General features: G+C 60.2%; 19 protein-coding genes. 8 read left to right on the plus strand and 11 right to left on the minus strand.

Annotated elements, in window-relative coordinates; all coding sequences use genetic code 11:
- Positions 1-91 precede the first annotated feature (91 nt).
- Positions 92-1,495: a short-chain fatty acyl-CoA regulator family protein gene (locus LQ220_RS09675; RefSeq protein WP_230188080.1), complete on the plus strand. Its 1,404-nt coding sequence runs from the start codon at positions 92-94 to the stop codon at positions 1,493-1,495.
- A 259-nt stretch (positions 1,496-1,754) separates the two neighbouring features.
- On the opposite strand, the gene LQ220_RS09680 is transcribed toward LQ220_RS09675, so the two are convergent.
- From LQ220_RS09680 to LQ220_RS09690, 3 genes are all read right to left on the minus strand, one after another.
- Positions 1,755-2,657 (minus strand): sterol desaturase family protein, encoded by a 903-nt coding sequence (locus LQ220_RS09680; protein WP_230188081.1) that lies wholly within the window; start codon positions 2,655-2,657, stop codon positions 1,755-1,757.
- A gap of 1 nt (position 2,658) precedes the next feature.
- Positions 2,659-3,072, minus strand: coding sequence for an EF-hand domain-containing protein (locus LQ220_RS09685; protein WP_230188082.1), 414 nt, complete (start codon positions 3,070-3,072; stop codon positions 2,659-2,661).
- A 75-nt stretch (positions 3,073-3,147) separates the two neighbouring features.
- The gene (locus LQ220_RS09690; RefSeq protein ID WP_230188083.1) at positions 3,148-3,564 is read right to left on the minus strand and encodes a hypothetical protein; all 417 of its coding nucleotides are present in this window, start codon (positions 3,562-3,564) and stop codon (positions 3,148-3,150) included.
- A gap of 163 nt (positions 3,565-3,727) precedes the next feature.
- On the opposite strand from LQ220_RS09690, the gene LQ220_RS09695 reads away from it, so the two are divergent.
- The 3 genes from LQ220_RS09695 to LQ220_RS09705 all read left to right on the plus strand — a co-directional run bounded on the left by LQ220_RS09695 (position 3,728) and on the right by LQ220_RS09705 (position 6,830).
- On the plus strand, positions 3,728-4,447 hold the full coding sequence (locus LQ220_RS09695) for a response regulator (RefSeq protein ID WP_230188084.1): 720 nt from the start codon (positions 3,728-3,730) through the stop codon (positions 4,445-4,447).
- Positions 4,448-4,452: 5 nt separating this feature from the next.
- A complete protein-coding gene (locus tag LQ220_RS09700; protein ID WP_230188085.1) occupies positions 4,453-5,775 on the plus strand; it encodes an ATP-binding protein in 1,323 nt (440 codons plus the stop codon).
- 317 nt (positions 5,776-6,092) lie between these two features.
- The gene (locus tag LQ220_RS09705; RefSeq protein ID WP_230188086.1) at positions 6,093-6,830 is read left to right on the plus strand and encodes a DUF72 domain-containing protein; all 738 of its coding nucleotides are present in this window, start codon (positions 6,093-6,095) and stop codon (positions 6,828-6,830) included.
- A gap of 1 nt (position 6,831) precedes the next feature.
- Here the strand turns inward: LQ220_RS09705 and paoC are convergent, their stop codons facing one another.
- The 3 genes from paoC to paoA are packed head-to-tail and all read right to left on the minus strand — an operon-like array spanning position 6,832 to position 10,622.
- Positions 6,832-9,039: an aldehyde oxidoreductase molybdenum-binding subunit PaoC gene (gene paoC / locus LQ220_RS09710; protein WP_230188087.1), complete on the minus strand. Its 2,208-nt coding sequence runs from the start codon at positions 9,037-9,039 to the stop codon at positions 6,832-6,834.
- Between the two features lie 3 nt (positions 9,040-9,042).
- A complete protein-coding gene (locus tag LQ220_RS09715) occupies positions 9,043-9,993 on the minus strand; it encodes a xanthine dehydrogenase family protein subunit M (RefSeq protein WP_230188088.1) in 951 nt (316 codons plus the stop codon).
- Entirely contained in the window at positions 9,990-10,622 is a 633-nt protein-coding gene (paoA, locus tag LQ220_RS09720; RefSeq protein ID WP_230188089.1) for an aldehyde dehydrogenase iron-sulfur subunit PaoA, read from the minus strand. The genes LQ220_RS09715 and paoA overlap by 4 nt, the downstream gene beginning before the upstream one ends.
- Positions 10,623-10,840: 218 nt before the next feature.
- Here paoA and LQ220_RS09725 point away from each other — a divergent pair, with 218 nt between their 5' ends.
- Together LQ220_RS09725 and LQ220_RS09730 are read left to right on the plus strand one after the other, a co-directional pair.
- The gene (locus LQ220_RS09725; RefSeq protein ID WP_230188090.1) at positions 10,841-11,986 is read left to right on the plus strand and encodes a molybdopterin-dependent oxidoreductase; all 1,146 of its coding nucleotides are present in this window, start codon (positions 10,841-10,843) and stop codon (positions 11,984-11,986) included.
- An 8-nt stretch (positions 11,987-11,994) separates the two neighbouring features.
- Positions 11,995-12,312 carry a cytochrome C gene (locus LQ220_RS09730; RefSeq protein ID WP_230188091.1) on the plus strand — a complete coding sequence of 106 codons (318 nt, stop codon included), beginning with the start codon at positions 11,995-11,997 and terminating at the stop codon, positions 12,310-12,312.
- A 22-nt stretch (positions 12,313-12,334) separates the two neighbouring features.
- On the opposite strand, the gene otsA is transcribed toward LQ220_RS09730, so the two are convergent.
- From otsA to otsB, 3 genes are all read right to left on the minus strand, one after another.
- Entirely contained in the window at positions 12,335-13,729 is a 1,395-nt protein-coding gene (otsA, locus tag LQ220_RS09735; RefSeq protein WP_230188092.1) for an alpha,alpha-trehalose-phosphate synthase (UDP-forming), read from the minus strand.
- On the minus strand, positions 13,726-15,525 hold the full coding sequence (locus LQ220_RS09740; protein WP_230188093.1) for a glycoside hydrolase family 15 protein: 1,800 nt from the start codon (positions 15,523-15,525) through the stop codon (positions 13,726-13,728). The genes otsA and LQ220_RS09740 overlap by 4 nt, the downstream gene beginning before the upstream one ends.
- 75 nt (positions 15,526-15,600) lie before the next feature.
- Positions 15,601-16,365, minus strand: a complete 765-nt coding sequence (gene otsB, locus LQ220_RS09745; RefSeq protein ID WP_230188094.1) for a trehalose-phosphatase — start codon at positions 16,363-16,365, stop codon at positions 15,601-15,603.
- A 120-nt stretch (positions 16,366-16,485) separates the two neighbouring features.
- Here otsB and LQ220_RS09750 point away from each other — a divergent pair, with 120 nt between their 5' ends.
- Entirely contained in the window at positions 16,486-17,802 is a 1,317-nt protein-coding gene (locus LQ220_RS09750) for an amidohydrolase (RefSeq protein ID WP_230188095.1), read from the plus strand.
- Positions 17,803-17,806: 4 nt separating this feature from the next.
- Here LQ220_RS09750 and LQ220_RS09755 read toward each other — a convergent pair whose 3' ends face one another.
- The gene (locus LQ220_RS09755; RefSeq protein ID WP_230188096.1) at positions 17,807-18,193 is read right to left on the minus strand and encodes a hypothetical protein; all 387 of its coding nucleotides are present in this window, start codon (positions 18,191-18,193) and stop codon (positions 17,807-17,809) included.
- A 171-nt stretch (positions 18,194-18,364) separates the two neighbouring features.
- Positions 18,365-18,517 (minus strand): hypothetical protein, encoded by a 153-nt coding sequence (locus LQ220_RS09760; protein ID WP_230188097.1) that lies wholly within the window; start codon positions 18,515-18,517, stop codon positions 18,365-18,367.
- Between the two features lie 182 nt (positions 18,518-18,699).
- Between LQ220_RS09760 and LQ220_RS09765 the strand changes: the two genes are divergently transcribed.
- The gene (locus LQ220_RS09765; RefSeq protein WP_230188098.1) at positions 18,700-20,088 is read left to right on the plus strand and encodes a helix-turn-helix transcriptional regulator; all 1,389 of its coding nucleotides are present in this window, start codon (positions 18,700-18,702) and stop codon (positions 20,086-20,088) included.
- Positions 20,089-20,145 lie beyond the last annotated feature (57 nt).

A 20,145-nucleotide genomic window follows, 5' to 3' on the forward strand; every position in this document is an offset into this window, starting at 1 on the left:
AAATGGTTAGCAGAAGAGAATGACTGAAAATGCTGAGTTTTGCGAAGGTCATCCTGCAAGTTTGCAAATGTTGCGAAGAAAGAGATGTGGTATGCGAAAGGCCTATATGGGGATGCGGCTTCGCCGCCTGCGCGAGGAGCGGAGCCTCAAGCAAGTCGAACTCGCCAACGCACTTGGCATCTCGCCCAGCTATCTCAACCAGCTCGAACAGAATCAGCGCCCGCTTACCGTTCCGGTACTGCTCAAGCTCAACGCCGCATTTGGTGTAGATGTTCAGCTGTTTTCCGAGGATGAAGAAGGGCGACTGATTACGGAACTGCGCGAACTCTTCTCAGAGGATGTACAGGAGACAGTGTCGCTGGCTGAAATTCGCGAAATTGCCACAGGCATGCCCGCCGTCGGGCGAACTTTGGTGTCGCTCCACCGGCGATATCGCGACTCGCTGGAAAGCAATCAGGCGATGGCCGCGCAATTGGGTGACGACTGGATCGCAGGTGGTCCGCCGCGCATGCCCTTCGAGCAAGTGCGCGATTTCTTCTACACTCAGCATAATCATGTCGCCCTGCTCGATGAAGCGGCCGAGCAACTGTATCACAGCGCAAACCTGACCCCGCGCACGGTGCATGCCGGTCTTGCCGCCTGGCTGCGGCAGCAGCATGGCATTTCTGTCGCCTTTGACGAGGATCATCGGGTCCAACGACGCTTCGATGCACAGAGCTGCATTCTCCATATATCAGCGAGCCTCAGACAAGGGCAGCAGGCGTTCCAGATGGCAACCCAGCTGGCCTTTCTCGAACTGGAGCCGGAGATCGATCATCTGGTTGATGACCGGGCCCTGTCAGGAGAAGAGGCACGTAAGCTGGCACGGGTCGGCCTCGCCAATTATTTCGCGGGTGCGCTAATCCTTCCCTACCGTCCATTTCTCGCGGCGGCCGAAGCGGAAGCCTATGATATTGAACGGCTCAGCCGTCGATTTGGCGTGGGTTTCGAGACGATCTGTCATCGCCTTTCGACGTTACAGCGCCCCGAAGCGCGGGGCGTGCCCTTCTTCTTCATTCGGGTTGATCGGGCAGGCAATATTTCCAAGCGGCAGTCGGCGACCGATTTCCACTTTTCGCGCGTCGGCGGCTCTTGCCCGTTGTGGAATGTCTACGAAGCATTCGCCCAGCCCGGACGGGTGCTAACGCAGGTGGCGCAAATGCCCGATGGCCGCACCTATTTGTGGATCGCGCGAACCGTGGGACGCAGTAACCCGGGCTTCGGCGAGATTGGCAAGACCTTCGCCGTCGGCCTGGGCTGCGACATCCGGCATGCAGGACGGCTCATCTATTCCAAGGGGCTGGACCTGACCGACCATATGGCGGCAACGCCGATCGGCGCCGGTTGCAAGATATGCGAGCGCCCTGCATGTCCCCAGCGCGCCTTTCCAGCGATCGGCCGGGCAATCAGCGTCGATTATAACCAGAGCATGGCAACCCCGTATCCGGCGGGTTAAGCTTTACGCAGCAGATAGGTGGCGCCGACGGCGATTAGCTCTATTTTTCGACGACTCGATGGAACGGCAATAGCAAATTCTGTCAGGATCGGCCGTTCACGCGCTGGTCGGGGAATGAGGAGAGTTGGTCGACAGCTGCGGGAAGTAAACGTGGGGTCGTGGGACAAACCCGTCATTCCCGTGTGGACCCTTGAACATAGGTTTCCGATAGCAACCGACGTTGGTGAATTGAAGCAAAAGGCCGACGTCTTGTGCTGGGCTATCTGGCGCGCCTTGTAGGCGAGTCTTCAGCGCCTCGTCGTGCTTTAGTTGACGATAGCCAGAGGGGGCGGGGAGGCGATTCCTCGCCGGGCGGAGACAAAGCCACGCGTACTGCGCTGCACACACTGCCGGCCGTTCGCATTGTGGCAAAGACGTCGGACCATTCGCGCCACACCAGCCGAAGCGGATTGGCCTCTGGTGCGCGGCCCTTGAGCCCAAACTCGACTGGTTCGTCCGACCGCTCCGCACGGAAGGTTCCGAACAGCCGGTCGAACACAATCAGAACGCCGCCATAATTGCGATCGAGGTACGCCTCGTTGCGTCCATGATGGACCCTGTGATGCGACGGTGAATTGAGCAGCCATTCGAGCGGTGCGAGCGAAATCTTCGCCTCGGTATGGAGGAAGAACTGATAGCGCAGGTTGAATGCGAGCAGCAGCACCACCAGCTTCGGATCGAAGCCAATCAGAATCAGTGGAACGTAAAAGACCCAGCCTGCGGAGAGGAGGTTCGTCCAGCCAAGCCGCAACGAAGACAGGAGGGTCATTTGCTCGGCGGAATGATGTACGGCGTGACTCGCCCATAGCCAGCGGACGCGGTGGCTGGCGCGATGAAAGCCGTAATAGGCAAACTCGACAGCGATGAAACCCGCCGCCCAGGTTTTCCAGTTATCGAGCGGTAGATGGACCGGCGCGATGGCCCAGGTAGCGGAGAAGAGTCCGCCCAGCACGATGGCGTTGAGTGCCGCCGCAGGCACATTGCCTGCGATAAGGCCGAGCGTCGTCAGCGCTGTGCCCTTGTCATAGCCACGCCCCCCGCGAACGCGCCAGGTCAGTTCGACAAGCACGAGCGCCAAGACTACAGCCAACCACAAAGGCGATTTGGCGAGGAGCGTGTCCATCTCACTGCCCTCTCATCTGCGCGAGCGTGGTACGGAAGCCAGCCATCTCGTTGCGGTCGATAACGCCATCATGGTTGATATCGGCACGATCGAATACGGGTATTGGCGCCTTTGCCATTTCGTCCCGCGTCACCTGGCCGTTGTGATTGGCGTCCGCAGCCGCGATGAGCTGTTGCAGTGCCTGTCCGGCGCGTGGGCGGACGCGGGCGATCCGGCCGATGTCAGCCTGACTGACGACGCCGTCGCCATTGCGGTCGAGGCGGTTGAAATTGGCGAGCCGCGCAGATGCGAACTCGGCGCGAGTGATCCTGCCGTCGCGATTAACGTCAGCGGACGTTATGTCCTGCGCCATCGCCATCGTAGCGGCCATGATAGACAAGGGGAACGCGGCAAAGACATAAAAGCGGTTATTCATGTGCAACTTCCTGAGAGGAAATGGCCCGGTCGCTTGGGGGGCGGGTAAACGACCGGGCCGCGTGTCGGCGTGCGCTCAGTTCTCGGGGCTGGTGCTCACAGTACCCGACACGGTGCCGGACTGGCCATTGGGGCCGGTAACCGTCGATGAATAGCTGCCAGTGCCGTCGCCATTGTTCGTGGCGGTGGTCGAGCGGCCGAAGGTCTTGCCGTTGTTCAGCGTATGGGTGGTGCTGCCGTTGTAAGTTCCGTTCGACGTGCTGCTGGCGCGCGTTGTGGTGGAACCATAGCCAGCGTTCGTCTGAACGCCGCGTGTCACCGTACCGTTGCCGACCGTGCCGGTCGTGCTGCGCGAAGCTATTCCACCACGCCCGCCCGACCCCTGGACCGAGACCGAGCCACCATGACGGCGCTGCGCTTCGGCCGGAACCGCGGAGATAGTTGCTGCGAGCACGGCGCCGACGGCGATAGCGGTCATCATTTTCGTTTTCATATTCTGCTCCTCTTTTCTGCGTCGAACGGAAACTGTCCGATGCCGTGCAATCTGACCGACGGACGTAAGCCGGATGCGAGCGGCGAGTGAGCGAGTGTGAAGAAATGTAATCGCCCGCGCGTCATGCTTTTCCGCGCGCTCCTGGCGGTGCATGATGCCATTCATGAACAGCAATACCGTCATCGCCATCGTAGAGGATGATCCGGAGATCGGGCCGCTCGTTGCCGGATTGCTCCAGCGAGAGGGGTTCGATACGGAGCTTTGCACGAACGGTGAGGCGTTCGACCGACTGCGGGCGCGCAGGCGCATCGATCTGGCAGTGCTCGATCTCATGCTGCCTGGCGAGGACGGACTGTCGATCTGCCGCCGACTGCGGGCAGAGGGCGAGGTGCCGGTCCTGATGGTGACGGCGCGCGGCGACGATGTCGACCGGATCGTCGGGCTGGAGATTGGCGCCGACGATTATCTGCCCAAGCCGTTCAACCCCCGCGAACTGGTGGCGCGGGTGCGCGCGATCCTGCGCCGCACGCGTGACAAGCATCAGGTGCCGCCCGCGCAACTGGCCGAGCGATGGCGCTTTGCCGGCTTCGCGATCGATCTTTCCACGCGCACGCTGCTCGACCCCGACGCGGTCGAGGTGGAACTCACCGGTGGCGAATTCGATCTGTTGGTGGCTTTCGTTCGCCATCCGCGTCGCGTGCTATCGCGCGACCAGTTGCTCGACTGGACGCGCGGTCGCGATGCGCAACCTTTCGACCGCGCCATCGACGTCCAGGTCGGCAAGCTGCGACGCAAACTGGCGCTGCATCCGAATGGTGCTCCAATTCTCAAGACGGTACGCGGCGGCGGCTATTGCCTGGCTGCCAGCGTCGATCGCGAGTAGGCGCGATGCATCACGGCACGCTTTCCTTCCGTATTACCCTGATTCTGGTTATCAGCTTCGTCGCTTTGCAGATCGCCGTTTTTGCGGTTGCTGGCGGAACGCAAAGCAACCCTGACCGACGGAGCGCGAACCTGCCGGCACCCGCTCAGGTTCGCGCGATGGTGGAGGCGATCGATACGACTCTGCCGGAGCGCAGACCGTTCATCGTCAGCGCGTTCGATGGGGCGTTGTATCATGTAGAACTTGAACCGCGCATGCCAACCGGTGCGCGACAATCGGCGATGGTCGCACCCTATCGCGCGACATTGCCCACGCATGCAATCGCCATGACCGGCCGCGAGCCGCGCTTTCCAGCGATCACACGGCTCAATCCCTGGCCGGGCTGGCTTGGCAAGCCGTTAACATTGCACGTAAAGTTGGGGTATGGCGGTGCGCTGGCAATCGAAAGCCGCCCGTCGCCTCCGGTGCGAAGCTTGCTGCGGCAGCGTGCGTTCATGCTGGGGCTGGGCGGTGTCGTCGCGTTGATTGCCCTGACGCTGGCAGTACGCGCGACGACGCGCCCAATCGTGCGGCTGGCGGAAGATATTCGGCATTTTGCAGGGCGACCCGACACGCCTGACCTGCAAATTTCCGGTTCGCGCGAAATACGTGATCTGGCTAGTGCCTATAACGAAATGAAAGCACGGATTGCTGAGCTGATCGCCGAACGGACGCGCATCCTGGCCGCAATCGCGCACGACATGCGCACTTATATCACCCGGTTCCGGCTGCGGGCCGAGTTTATTGGCGATCCCGAACAACTGGAGCGGGCGGTGCGGGATCTCGATGAGATGGCGATGCTGCTCGACGATACACTGCTTTTGGCACAATCGGCTACTCCAGCGCTCAATCGCAACCATCGACTGGATCTGGTCGACGAACTGCAGCGGTTCGTGGCGCTCCGCGAGGAAATGGGCCAGGTAGTCGCGCTTTCGCTTCCGGATGACGCGGCATGGGTTATCGTCGATTCGCTTGCCCTCCGGCGCATTCTCGGAAATCTTGTCGACAATGCTCTGTATCACGGCAGCAGCGCTCGTCTTTCTCTGCGCGCAGCGGATGTCTGCTGGTTGTTGAGAGTGGAAGATGACGGACCAGGCGTGCCTGCGGCAATGCTGGAGAAACTCGGTGAGCCCTTTGGTCGGATCGACCCTTCACGAGATCGCTCTAACGGAGGGGCGGGACTGGGTCTCGCGATCGTTCGCGCGCTGGTTGCTGCGCAAGGCGGAAATGTTACCTTTGCCAATCGGACAAGCGGCGGTTTCGTTGTGAGTGTTCTATTGCCGACGTAAGGCACGGAGCGAAATCAGAAGCCTTAGTGGCAACGGAATATGAGGCTTATTTCCCAGGATCAAATCACAAGCTGACGTGGCACGGCTATAACTGCGACGTCCTTATCGGATATGGCTTTACGAGTAATATAGTGGCAGCTTGCGTAAGGTTCGGACGATCCCCGGCGGAGAGGGGAGCTTGGGAAGCGTCTGCTCTGCCATTGAGCTATACCCGCGTGGTTGCGCGTTTCCTATGTTTCGGCGGAGGTGCCAACGCTCTTCCCGCTGTTGGCCGCATCGGCTTTGCGCTAATAGATGAGCGAATGATGGAGAGCTAAATGGGCATTATCCGGGTCGGTATCGGTGGCTGGACGTTCGAGCCGTGGCGGGGCACCTTTTATCCCGAAGGTCTGCGGCAGAAGGATGAACTGAATTATGCTGCATCGCACCTGACCAGTATAGAGATCAACGGCACCTATTACCGTTTGCAGAGCCCGAAAAGTTTTGCCGAGTGGGCCAAGGCCGCGCCTGAGGGGTTCGCCTATGCGGTCAAGGCGTCACGCTACTGCACGAACAGGAAGATACTTGGCGAAGCGGGGGAGTCCGTCGATAAATTCGTGAAACAAGGGCTTGCGGAGTTAGGGGACAAGCTTGGCCCGGTCCTTTGGCAATTTGCTCCAACCAAGGTGTTTGACGCCGAAGATATGGCGGCGTTTCTCGACCTTTTGCCGAAATCCGTGGACGGTGTGCGTTTGCGGCATGCTCTGGAAGTACGCCACGAGAGTTATCGCGATCCGGCTTTTATAGCTCTGGCAAAGGCAGCGGGGGCTGCCATCGTGCGCGCCGATCATGACGAATATCCGCTGATCGAGGCAGATACAGCGGACTTTACTTACGCCCGCCTGATGCAGTCTGTTGAAGACGAGCCTGCAGGATATGCACCCGACGCGCTGGATGGCTGGGCGGAGCGGGCGAGGGGATGGGCGAAGACCGGCGATGCATTCGTCTATGTCATCAGTGGGGCGAAGATACGTGCGCCTGCTGCCGCGCAATCGCTGATTGCGCGGCTAGGTTGAGTTACGCCTTGGCCAGGCCGCCAATGACCTTGTCGAGTGTCATGGGATAGTCGCGCAGGCGGACACCCGTTGCGTTATAAATTGCGTTCGCAACAGCCGCCCCAGCGCCGCATATGCCCAACTCTCCCACGCCCTTGGCTTTCATGGGGGAGGATTTGTCGTCCAGTTCGTCGAGGAACAGCACGTCCTGCTCGGGTATGTCGGCGTGCACGGGGACATGATACTCGGCCATGTCGTGATTGACGAAATAGCCAAAGCGCTTGTCGACGACCAGTTCCTCCATCAACGCTGCGCCGACGCCCATCGTCATGGCGCCGATCACCTGACTGCGCGCGGTTTTGGGGTTGAGTATGCGCCCGGCAGCGAATGCGCCGCCCATCCGTCGCACGTGAACTTCGCCGGTAAAGCGATCAACGGCCACTTCGCAGAAATGTGCGCCGAAAGTCGCCTGAGCATAGCGCTCGGTAAGATCCCCGAACTCGATCTTGTCGTCCACGCTGATGCCCTCGCGACCGACAGCGTCGCGCAATGGGATGGCCTTACCTGCCGCTTTGATCATGCCGTCTTCAAAGAGCGCGTCTTCGGCATTGAAGCCGGCCTTTTGGGCCAGCATGCCGCGCAACGTCATACAGGTCGCGTAAACGCCCGCCGTTGAACTGTTGGCGCCCCATTGGCCGCCGGAGCCTGCCGATGCCGGGAAGCTGCTGTCGCCAAGCTTCACGGTCACGTCACTGACATTCACGCCCAGCAATTCGGCGGCGGTCTGCGCGATGATCGTGTAGGTGCCGGTGCCGATATCCGTCATGTCCGTCGACACAGTGATCCGGCCTTTGCCATCGATCGCGACACGCGCGCCGGACGGCATGGCCATGTTGTTGCGGAACGCCGCTGCGACGCCCATGCCGATAAGGAAATCGCCCTCGCGCACCTGCCCGGGTTTGGGGTTGCGCTTTGACCAGCCGAACCGCTCAGCGCCCTGCTGGAGACATTCAATGAGTTTGCGGCTGGAGAAAGGCCGCTTCGGGCCAGCCTCCGGATCATATTGAATATCGTTCTTGATGCGCAGTTCGACAGGATCGACGCCGCAGGCTTCCGCCAGTTCGTCCATCGCGACTTCCAGCGCCAGCAGGCCGACCGCCTCGCCGGGCGCACGCATGGCATTGCCTTCCGGCAAATCCAATTCAGCCAGACGGTGGGTCGTTTTGCGATTCTTTCCCGCATAAAGCAGGCGCGTTTGCAGCCCGGCGCTCTCCACGTCGCCTCCGGGAAGGTCGCCGGCCCATACGTCATGGCCGATCGCCTGAATGACGCCATCCTTCGTGGCGCCGATCCGCAAGCGCTGGATCGTAGCGGGGCGATGGGTGGTGTTGTTTGGAATTTGCGGTCGCGCCAACGCCACCTTGACCGGCCTGCCGACCGCCCGCGCACCTAATGCCGCGAGAAGGGCATCTGCGCGCAGGAACAGTTTCGATCCAAAGCCGCCGCCAATATAGGGGGAGACGACCTGCACATTTTCAGGCGCAATCTTTAGCGTTTTGGCCATTTCCTTGACCGCCCATGTCACCATCTGGTTCGATGTCCACACTGTCAGCTTGTCGCCTGCCCATGCAGCAGTCGTGGCATGAGGCTCCATCATCGCGTGGCTCTGATCGGGGGTAGTATAGGTCTGATCGACTTTGACGGCGGCACTTTTGAAAGCTCCGTCGAAATCCCCGACAGATGTATCTGCGGGGCTGCCTTGCACGCTTTTGGGCGGCTGCGCTGTCTTCACACCCACCAGCAGGTCAAATTTACCCTGACCTTGCGTATAGTCCACACGCACCAGCTTGGCAGCATCGCGGGCTTGTTCGAAAGTCTCGGCAACGACCAGTGCGACAGCTTGATCGTAATGTTGAATGTCCGGTCCGCCCAGCAGGCGCGCGGTGTTCATGTTCCCCTTGCCCAATGCACCTGCATTGGCGTGCGTAAGGACAGCAAGAACGCCTGGAGCTGCTTCGGCTTCAGTCGTGTCGATGCTGTTGATCGTGCCTTTGGCGATGGCCGAGCCGATCATCCAGCCATAGGCAGGGTTGGGCGCTACATCATGTCGCTCGTAAGCATAGGGCGCCGCGCCGGCGACCTTCAGAGGACCGTCGATACGGTCGACGGGTTTGCCGACGACGCGCGCACGGTCGATGGGATTGAGCGTGGCGGGTTGATCGAATTTCATGGCCTAAGCCTCCTTCTGGGCGAAGACCGCCGCGAGCGTGCGCTGCGTCAGGTCGATCTTAAAGGCGTTTTGCTCAGTCGTCTTTGCACCAGCCAAGGCGGCTTCCGCCACGGCGGCTGCGCCGCGCGATCCCAAGGCATCGGCGGCCTCGACGCGCCACGGCTTGTGCGCCAAACCGCCAAAGGCAAAGCGTGTTTCACCTTGCTTGTCGAATACCGCGGCAACGGACAGAACGGCAAAGGCATAGGAAGTACGGTCCCGAACCTTGCGATAGATATGCGTGCCGCCCAGAGGCTTAGGCAGAACAACGGAGGTGATGAACTCACCCGGTGCCAGTGCTGTTTCGATGTCCGGCGTATTGCCCGGCAGGCGATGAAAATCCGCCATCGGTATCGCACGCTTGGTGCCATCGGACGTTATCGTCTCTACGGTCGCATCCAGTAACCGCATAGCCACCGCCATGTCCGAAGGATGCGTCGCGATGCAGTCAGCGCTCGTGCCCATTATCGCCATGTTGCGGTTGAACCCGTTCAACGCGGCACAGCCCGTTCCCGGCTTGCGCTTGTTACACGGCTTGGTCGTGTCGTAAAAATAAGGGCAGCGGGTACGCTGAAGCAGGTTACCTGCGGTCGTGGCCTTGTTGCGCAACTGCCCCGAGGCACCGGACAACAGCGCACGGCTCAACACGCCATAGTCGCGGCGCACCGCCTTGTGCGCAGCCAGGTCGGTGTTACGGACCAAAGCCCCAATGCGCAGGCCACCGTCTCTGGTCGCAGCTATCTCATCCAGACCCAACCGGTTGACGTCGATCAGATGCGTGGGCGTCTCGATCTGCAGCTTCATCAGGTCGAGCAGGTTGGTGCCGCCCGCGATGAATTTCGCGCCTGGATTCGCCACGGCCGCCTCTGCCGCCTTGGCGGGACTGGCTGCACGTTCGTAGGTAAAGGCCTTCATGCCTTATCTCCCTCGGCCACGTCCCGGATCGCGGCGATGATGTTGGGGTAGGCGGCACAACGGCAGATATTTCCACTCATCCGTTCACGAACTTCCGCGTCTGAATAAGCCACCTTGTTCAAATCTTCAGTCACATGGCTGGGAATTCCCGCCTCGATTTCTTCGAGCACTGCGACGGCAGAACAAATTTGCCCGGGCGTACAATATCCGCACTGGTATCCGTCATGCGTGACGAACGCCTGCTGCATCGGGTGCATTTTATCGGCGGAACCCAGTCCTTCGATGGTGGCGATCTCATCGCCATCGTGCATGAGCGCTAACGTCAGGCAGCTATTGATACGCCGACCTTCCACGATCACGGTGCAGGCGCCGCATTGTCCGTGATCGCAACCCTTTTTGGTTCCGGTCAGGTGGAGATGCTCGCGCAGCGCGTCGAGCAATGTGGTGCGTGGGTCGAGCGTCATTCGGACGTCTTTGCCGTTCACCTTGAGCGTGGTGGGAGTCATAGTCATTCGGGTCTCGACTGATTGGCGATTGCCGGTTTGAGCAGCAAAGGCAGGTGTAGCACAAATAGCCGCACTGCCACCCAGCACAGCCCTGCGCGATACGTTTCCGGTTCTTTCGGTCACGCTGATCTCCCCCATTCATGCTGTGGTAAACCAGTCAAACGTAGCACGCTGAATTTCTATCCATCGCATGGATAAATTATGTCGCGGCATATGCTAAACTGCATTGCAGTTGCGCAGCTTCGACCGGAGCCGCTAGAGGTGCATCACGCATCAAAACAAAGACAAGGGTCATCATGTTGGAACGACGGCAGCTGCTTATGGGCATGGGGGCATCGATTATGCTTGCCGGGAAGGCCGGGGCGGAAACGATTACCTTGCCGTTCGCCAATGGCGAGCGTCCAATGGTTCGCTTTCCGGGCAAGCGGCCGATGATCGGCCTTACCGCGCGTCCGCCGCAACTCGAAACGCCGTTCAGCGTGTTTGGAGAAGGCGTGCTGACGCCCAACGATGCATTTTTCGTGCGCTATCATATGTCCGATATTCCACTCTCGATCGACATGGACAGTTACCGATTGAACGTTGGCGGGCATGTGGACAGGCCGCTGTCCCTGTCGCTGCCGGAACTCAAGCGGATGTTCAAGCCGACCGAGATCGTTGCCGTGAACCAATGTTCGGGCAACGGCCGCGGCTTTTTCGAGCCGCGCGTTGCTGGCGGTCAACTTGCCCATGGTGCGATGGGCAACGCCCGCTGGACCGGCGTTCCACTGAAAACGGTGCTGGAACGCGCGGGTTTGAAGGCGGGCGCGCAACAGGTGACGTTCAACGGCCTCGATAATCCCCCTGCGCCGGACATAGCGGATTTCGTAAAGGCGTTGGCGGTCGATCATGCCGCCGATGGCGAAGTAATGCTTGCCTGGGCCATGAACGGGCAGGATCTGCCGTTCCTCAATGGCTTCCCCCTGCGGCTCGTGGTGCCGGGTTATTTCGGAACCTACTGGGTCAAACATTTGAATGAGATTACGGTGCTGGATAAGCCCTTTGACGGCTATTGGATGAAGACAGCCTATCGCGTGCCCGACAATGATTGCCAGTGCGTCCCGGTAGGCACGAAACCCACGAGTACGCGACCGATCGGCAAATTTGCGATCCGCTCCTTCATCACCAGCCATGTCGACGGCACCAGGATCGCGCGTGGGAAGGGGGTTGCCGTTTCGGGCATCGCGTTCGATGGCGGCAGCGGTATCGCAAAAGTGGAATTGTCCACTGACGGGGGCGCTCACTGGAGAGAAGCGACACTCGGGGAAGACCTTGGCAAATATTCCTTCCGCCCGTGGACGTCCTCGCTGGATCTGGCCAGCGGCGATCACGTATTGATGGCCCGTGCCACCGCCCGAAGCGGCGAAACCCAACCGATGGAGCCGTCATGGAATCCGGCAGGCTATCTGCGCAACGTCGTCGAAACCGTCAAAGTGCGCGTGTCATGAGGCGGTCGATGATGGTGCTTTGCCTCCCGGTTGCCGCGATAATATTTGCGGTCGCCGCACCGGCCAAGGTGGTCACTTATACACTGCCCGAAGGCACGGAGGATTTCACCCTGCCTGAGGGAGAGGGATCGGATGTGACCGTGGCAAATTGCGCGGCCTGTCACTCGCTCGACTATATCCGCACGCAACCGCGTGGCAAAGGCGCACAATTCTGGAAAGATGAAGTGCACAAGATGGTCGCAGTCTACGGAGCGCCCATCGAGCCTGCGGATGCAGACATCATCTCTACCTATCTGGCGAAGACATACGGAGAGCCTGTAAAATAAGCGCTCCGCATGTTTGTCGGGGTTAGTCGACTGTGGCGGGCTCTTTGATTTTTCCGGCATCTTCCAGCCGGAGGGCGAAGGTCGCGCGCCACCATGAGACGTCCTGTTCCTCGACGCATGTCATCATGGACCGCCACCGGCGCTGACGTTCTTGCAAAGGCATCCGTAACGCCTTTCCAATGGCATCAGACATATCCTCAGGGGAATAGGGGTTGATGAGAAGCGCGTCCTTCAATTGCGCCGCCGCCCCGGCAAAGCGCGACAGGATCAGTACGCCGGGATCTTCTGGATCCTGCGCAGCCACATATTCCTTCGCGACCAGGTTCATCCCGTCACGCAGCGGGGTCACTAACCCGATACGCGCGGCTCGATAAATGCCAGCCAGTTTGTCACGCGGATAGCCCTGATTCACATATCGGATCGGGGTCCAGTCAACGTCGCTATATTCCCCGTTGATACGCCCCGCCAGCGAATCCAAAGTGGCGCGTATCTCCTGGTAGCTTTCGACGTCACCGCGCGATGGCGGTGCGATCTGTACCAGCACCACCTTACGGCTATAATCGGGATTGTCTTTCAGGAAGCGCGCATAGCCAGTGAATCGTTCCTCCAGCCCCTTACTATAATCCAGCCGATCGACTCCGACGATCATCGCCCGGTCCTGCAGCGATTTGCGCACTTCCTCCTGCATTTCCGCTGCCGCTTCGCCACGGCTCGCTTCAATAAATTCAGGCGCATCGATACCGATCGGGCAGGCGATGGCCTGTATCGTCCGGCCACCCATGGTCACGAAATCGCCGTTGACCGTGCCGCCCATTTCCTTTTCGACATAATGGCGGAAGGATTCGAGCCACTCTTCGGTATGAAAACCCACCACGTCATACGCGAACAGCGCTTCGACCAGCTTGGTATGATGGGGGAGGGAGACCAGCAGGCGCGTGGGCGGCCAGGGGATGTGCAGGAAGAAGCCAATGCGGTTCTTCAGGCCCTTTTTCCGCAGCATCTGACCCAGCGGGATCATGTGATAATCATGTACCCACACGACATCGTCGGGCTCAATCAAGGGACTGGCGGTATCGGCAAAGCGCTGATTCACACGATTATAGCCGCCTTCGAAATCGCGCGCATATTCGGCGATGTCGATGCGGAAGTGAAACAGGGGCCACAGCGTTTTGTTCGCATAGCCGTTGTAATATTCGTCGACGTCTTGTTCTTCCAAGTCGATGGTTGCCGTCTTGACGCCATCGTCCTCGTTGAACGCAATCTGGCCGGTGAACTTGTCCGTCGTTTCCCCGGACCAGCCGACCCATATGCCGCGACTCTGGCGCAGGGCTGCAGCCAAGGCAACCGCCAGACCGCCTTGCTCGCCGCCCTTGCTGGGGCGACTGACGCGGTTGGAAATTACTATCAGGCGGCTCATCTGCATTCACTCCAGGGTTTACTTAGAAGAACGGCACAGTTGATAATGCCGACCAGTGAATAGGTTTGCGGATAGTTGCCCCACAACTCGCCGCTTTCGGGATCGATATCCTCGGAAAGCAGTCCAGCCGGCGTGCACCGCGCCAGCATTTCCTCGAACAATGTCCTTGCTTCTTCGCGCCGCCCGGTACGGAACAACGCCTCGATCAGCCAAAATGTGCAGACGTTGAACGCTGTTACCGGCTCGCCGAAATCATCGGCGGTGCTGTACCTGAGCATGTTCGACCCACGACGCAAATCTGCCTCTAGTGCATTGAGTGTCCCAATGAAACGTGGATCGTCGGCAGACAGGAACCGCAAATCGAGCAACTGGAGTAACGATGCATCGCGCGCATCGTCCTCAAAATTGGCGGAAAGCGAATCGCTTTCCGGTCGCCATGCCGCTTTCAGGATATCGCGCTTCATGTTGGCGGCGCGTTCCGCCCAATGATTGACCCGCGCTTCCAGCCCCAGCGCCTCGGCTGCATGGGCAAGCCGGTCGCAGGCGGCCCAGCACATGACCGCACTATAGCTGTGGACATGGGTGCGGTTGCGCAGTTCCCACAGACCCGCGTCGGGCTTGTCGTGCACCGCCCACGCACGTTCCCCAACCGCCTCCAAGGCCTCGAAATCGGCCGGGCCAGCCATTCGCAGCAGCCGATGGTCGATGAACCCCTGAACGGAGGAGAGGACGATCTGCCCATAAGCGTCGTGCTGAACCTGCGAATAGGCGGCATTGCCGACACGCACTGGCCCCATACCGCGATAGCCGGGCAGCGATTCCGCTTCCCACTCGTCGAGCCGGGCGTTACCGCGCACGTCATAGAGCGGCTGAATATGCCCACCCTTCGCGCCATCCACGATGTTTCGGAGATACGCCAGATAGCTTTCAAGCACGTCAAGCGCACCAAGCCGGTTGAGCGCTTCGACGGTATAATAAGCGTCACGCACCCAGCAATAGCGATAATCCCAATTCCGCCCGCTATCGGCATGTTCGGGAATGGATGTGGTCAGTGCCGCGACAATCGCGCCGGTCTCCTCATGCTGGCAAAGCTTGAGCGTGATGGCCGATCGGATAACGGCTTCCTGCCACTCGGGCGGGATCGCGAGACCGCGCACCCACATCCGCCATTCCATGATAGTATCGTCCATCATCCGCTGTACGGCGGGACGCAAGGCATCGGAAAAACTCTCGTCCGGCCCCAGAAAGAAATGGGCGTCGCTTTCCAGACGGAACCAGCTTTCCTGGGAAATCAGGCCGATGGGCGCATCCGTCGTAAGCCGCATCGCCATATAGGACAGCACCATGCGAATATGGTTCGACCCATAGTTCATTGGCACAACTTCGCTGTTCCAAGCGGTTGTGGGACGCAGCCGCACACGTATCCGTGGAGATCCTGCGACGGGCCGAACGACGCGTGCGAACGCCACGGGGCGGTACATGCGGCCCTGATGCTTGTACCGCGGGCTAAAATCGTAGGTTTCTATGGCGTTCCCGGCAGCGTCGGTCTGACGCGTCAGCAGGATGGGCGTATTGCGGACATAGGACTGCTCGACCGAAACACAGCCTTCCAGTTCAATGGCCCAGAAGCCGCGCGCATCAGCCGCCTCGAAATCAGCATCGTCCAGAAGAGCGGAAAAAACCGGGTCACCGTCAACACGCGGAACGCAGGCCCAGATAAATCGTCCGGCTTTGTCCACCAGCGCAGACGCCTGACAATTGCCGATAGGCCAAAGATTGAGATCGCGGTCGTTCATGGTTCCCCTTTATCCAAGCAAATCCTTGGGACAGGGCCGCGCAATAAGCCGAAGAGTGGCAGGCGTAGACCGACCTTAAGAGGTCAAATGCGCGACACTCTCATTAAGGTAATGCCTGACGGCATCAACATGTTCCAACCGCCACTGTGCTTTTGTGGCGCGCTCGGGTCCGATCAATATCCCGTTGCCCCTCAAAGATACGGCAGCGGCAAAGCCGTCCTCGTCAGTGACATCGTCGCCCAGGAATACGGGAATCCCATCTGACATCGGCGCTTCCCTCATCAGATGCCGGATGGCGCTACCCTTGTCCGCGCCACCGGGGCGCAGTTCATACAGCATCTTGCCGATCTGCAGGAAAAGGCCAGTTTCGCGTGCCAGTCGTTCGGCCAGTTCGCGACAGGATTCCGCCCATTGCGGTGCCTGACGGAAATGCAGGCCCACGCTCAACGTCTTCCGTTCGATCAACAGGCCGGGCTTGTCCGCTGCGAAGGCTAACAGCTTTGCTTGCGCCTCATCGACTGCTTCAAGCCGTTGCGGTGCGTGGGGCGGCGCATCGGGCTGCGCAAATTCCAGCCCGTGACTACCCGCGAGCGTAAAGCCGCGCAGGCCAAACAGATTGCGCAACACCGCGACAGACCGTCCACTGACAATCGCCAGCCTTCCATCGAGGGCCACGTGGAGCCGTCGCAGGAGAGCATGGAGGGCCGGATCGACCTCCACGGCTTCGGGCACGTCCGTCAGCGGCACCAGCGTCCCGTCGAAATCGAGAAACAGGCTGGCTCCCTTCATCAACGCCAATGGCGGAACGGGCAGGGGAGGGAGTCTGTCAATGTCGGCCATACCGCTCATAATGGGGAGGGCGGAGCAGATAACAACCCATCTTGCCCATTAACGTTTCTCATCTATTCGCGCCGAATTTTCTCCTTATGCTGGCTGCCAAGTCAAGGGAGACGAAAAATCATGCGCACCGCCCCGGTCGTTCTGGCCGCAATACCGCTGTTATTTGCTACGCCCGCCATCGCGCAGGATGTTTCTGCTCAGATCAAGGCTGATATGCCTGAGATGATGACGCTGTATCGCGACCTGCATGCCAGCCCGGAACTCAGCGGTCAGGAAGTGAAAACTGCGGCCAAACTGGCAGCGCAGGTCAAGGCGATGGGCTTCACTGTGACCGAAAAGGTCGGCGGGACCGGCGTGGTGGCCGTGATGAAGAACGGCACCGGCCCGGTCCTGCTGATCCGTGCCGATATGGATGGCCTCCCCGTGATCGAGCAGACGGGTATGCCCTACGCATCGAAAGTGCGCGCGACGACGGGTGACGGTATCGAAAGCGGAGTCATGCACGCCTGCGGCCATGACACACATATGACGGCGTGGATCGAAACGGCCAAGCTGCTGTCGGGCAGAAAGGCGCAATGGGCCGGCACGCTGGTCATGATCCTGCAGCCTGCCGAGGAAACTGGCAAAGGCGCCCGGATGATGCTGGAGGATGGACTGTACAAGCGTTTTCCAAAGCCGACGCACGCCATCGCCTTTCACGACGCGGCCAATTTCGAAGCGGGCAAGATCGCCTGGACCCCCGGTTTCGCCCTTGCCAATGTCGACAGCGTCGACATAGTAGTAAAGGGCGTGGGCGGCCACGGCGCCTATCCGCATACTACGCGCGACCCTATCGTTCTGGGGTCGAAGATCGTGATGGCGCTGCAGACGCTTGTCAGTCGCGAACGCGATCCGCAGGACCCCGCTGTCGTTACGGTCGGCAGCTTCCGTGCCGGGGCCAAGCACAACATCATCCCTGACGAAGCAACGCTGTTGCTAACGGTGCGAAGCTATTCCGATGAAACTCGCGCGCAATTGCTTGACGGCATCAAGCGGATTGCGCGAGGCGAGGCCATCGCATCGGGCATCCCGGAAGACCGGATGCCGGTAGTGACGATCAAGGACGAATTTACGCCCGCGACCTATAATCCGCCCCAATTCGCGCAGGAAATCGCCACACTGTTCAAGGGGCATTTCGGCGCCAATCGCGTCGTTCAGGCACCTGCGGTCATGGGCGGCGAAGATTTCAGCCGCTTCTATCGCGAGGACAAGACAATCAAGAGCTTCATCTTCTGGGTGGGCGGCGTTCCCGCGCCGATCATGGCGAAGGCAGCAAAAGGCGAAGTCTCATTACCCTCCTTGCACAGCCCGTTCTGGGCACCTGAAGCAGAAAAAGTTGTGCCGACGGCCGCTGAGGCGTTGACGGTCGCTGCACTCAATATCCTGAAGAAGAAATAGGGCGCTACACGCCGGGTGGTCGGTCGGTGTCCACCTCGTCATGCGGGCTTACGCTGGGCGGTGCGTCGGGCGTAACGTCCTCCACCCGCGGCGGTGGCGGCGCCGCGCCGCCGGGAAAGAGCGCGGGCGTCGGATCGATCCCTTTTGGGTCGAGCATCGGCATGCCCGCCGACGGGGCGCTCGCAATCGCTACTGCGTTGGACGGCTCTTCGACAACGGGCTGCGCCATCTCGATCGGCTGTAGAGCGATTTGCTCCGGCGTGTTTTCGGTCATTGGCGCCATATCGGATGCCGTCTGTGCGTCGATATGTTTGGACGGGGTGTAGCGGCTGGCGACCATCGTAAGTACCGGCGCCAGCAACAGAACGACGATAGCGAATTTCTTGTACATAACAGCCTGCGATCCGGTGCAATATGGCGCGTACCTTAGCCGCAAGATGGTGAATAAACCGTCACCGCGGTATTCTGGCCTCAATGGCGGAGCGCACATACGAAACCCGCCGCCTGACCAAACGGCCATGCGACGGGTTCGCTTCCTCCCCAGGAAGATCGTGGGCTATGTTCAGCCGAGGCGGCCGAGCCGGTGATACAAATTGCTGAACTTTGCCGATTCCGGCTTGTCCTGAATTTTTTTGATGTAGTCGCCGATCGCTTCTTTCATCAGCGAAAAGTCTTCGGTCGAAAAGACCGCGCGTGAACGGGTGGGTTCGGTCATCGTCTTTCTCCTTGGCTCTGCAATCAGTCGTCAATGGGGCGCGGCAGCAGTCTGCGGCGTTGCACCCTGATTACGTCCCATGGAGCATGAAGGCGACAGAAGTTGTAAAAAATTGAAGTCAGACCGTCGAAGAATGCGTTCTCCATGTTGTCATTCTGTAAAGTTTGTGACATTGCTCCTGGATGGCTGGAAAACTATTGGCAGGACATGCAGTGCGTCGGTTGCGGCGCGGGGCGGGCTTGACGCAAGTTGCCCTTGCAGCGGCGCTCGACATATCGCCAAGCTATCTCAACCTCATCGAACGTAACCAGCGACCTTTATCGGCCGGTCTGATGCTTCGGCTGGCCGAACGGTTCGATTTCGATCCGCGCGCCTTGGGTGCCGACGAGCCGGGCGGCGGCATGGATGGTCTGCGTCGCCGCCTTTCCGATCCGATGTTCGCGGACCTCAACATCGACCGGACGGAAATAGAGGAATGGCTGGCCGCAGCGCCCGGCGGCGCCGAAGCTTTCGCGCGCGCCTTCGACCGCGCTGCGGAAGGCGGCACACGGGCCGTGGGTGAGGAAGCGGCGCCGATTGCGCTCGTTCGCCGTGAGATAGAACGCTGGCGCAATCACTTCGCCGATCTGGATGCGCAGGCCGAAGGCCTGGCGGACGAGTTGCGGCTGAGTTCCGGCGATCTGTACGGCGCCATTGCGGAGCGCCTTCGCGTCAAACATCAATTCGCTATCCGCATCCTGCCCGCCAACGTGATGCCGGACCGCGTCCGCCGCCTCGACCTTCATGCCCGCCAGCTTCAGATTTCCGAAATGCTCGATGGCGCATCACGCTGTTTTCAGGTGGCCTATCTGCTCGCCGACCTCGAAGCGATTGCTGAAATCAATGCGTTGGTGACGGGCGCGGCCTTGGCAGATCGCACTGCCGAACGGCTGTTCCGGCGTCACCTCACTGGCTATTTCGCTGCCGCCCTGATGATGCCTTATGCGCGCTTCCTGCGGGCGTGCGAGGGCAGCGGCTATGACCTTCTCTTGCTCCAGCGCCGTTTCAACGCGGGGTTCGAGCAAGTGTCTCATCGCCTCACCACGTTGCAGCGTGTGGGCGCGCGCGGCTTGCCTTTCTTCATGCTCCGCATCGACCGTGCGGGGCAAGTATCGAAACGCTACGCCGGAGCCAGCGCATCGCTGCTCGTCGAAGCGGAGGGGCGCTGTCCCTTGTGGGATATCCACGCCGCCTTCGCCCGCCCCGGCGAAATCGTACGGCAAGTCGTGGCACTGGAAGATGGCGAGCGCTGGTTCACCATGGCCCGAACCGTTGCTGCTCAGGGCGCAGCGTTGCAGGGCGGCGGCGCGATGTTTGCCATCGCTTTGGGGCTGAAGGCGGAGTTCGCCGCCCCCTTGCTGTCGGCACGAGGCATCGATTTGCAAGGCGGAGAGGCGCAACCTGTGGGGCCGGGCTGTTCGGCCTGCACGCGCGAACTTTGCGCACAACGCAGCGCGCCACCCAGAGGGCGGGCACTGCGTTTCAGCGACCGGGAGCGCGGGCTTTCTCCCTTTTCTTTCTCAGGCGACTGACGCCGCAGGGCACCCGACGGAACGACCGCTTCGCTCCATCGTTACCTTCTCTCCAGG

Source organism: Sphingobium sp. CECT 9361 (genome assembly GCF_918741285.1).
In the GTDB taxonomy this organism is placed as follows: domain Bacteria; phylum Pseudomonadota; class Alphaproteobacteria; order Sphingomonadales; family Sphingomonadaceae; genus Sphingobium.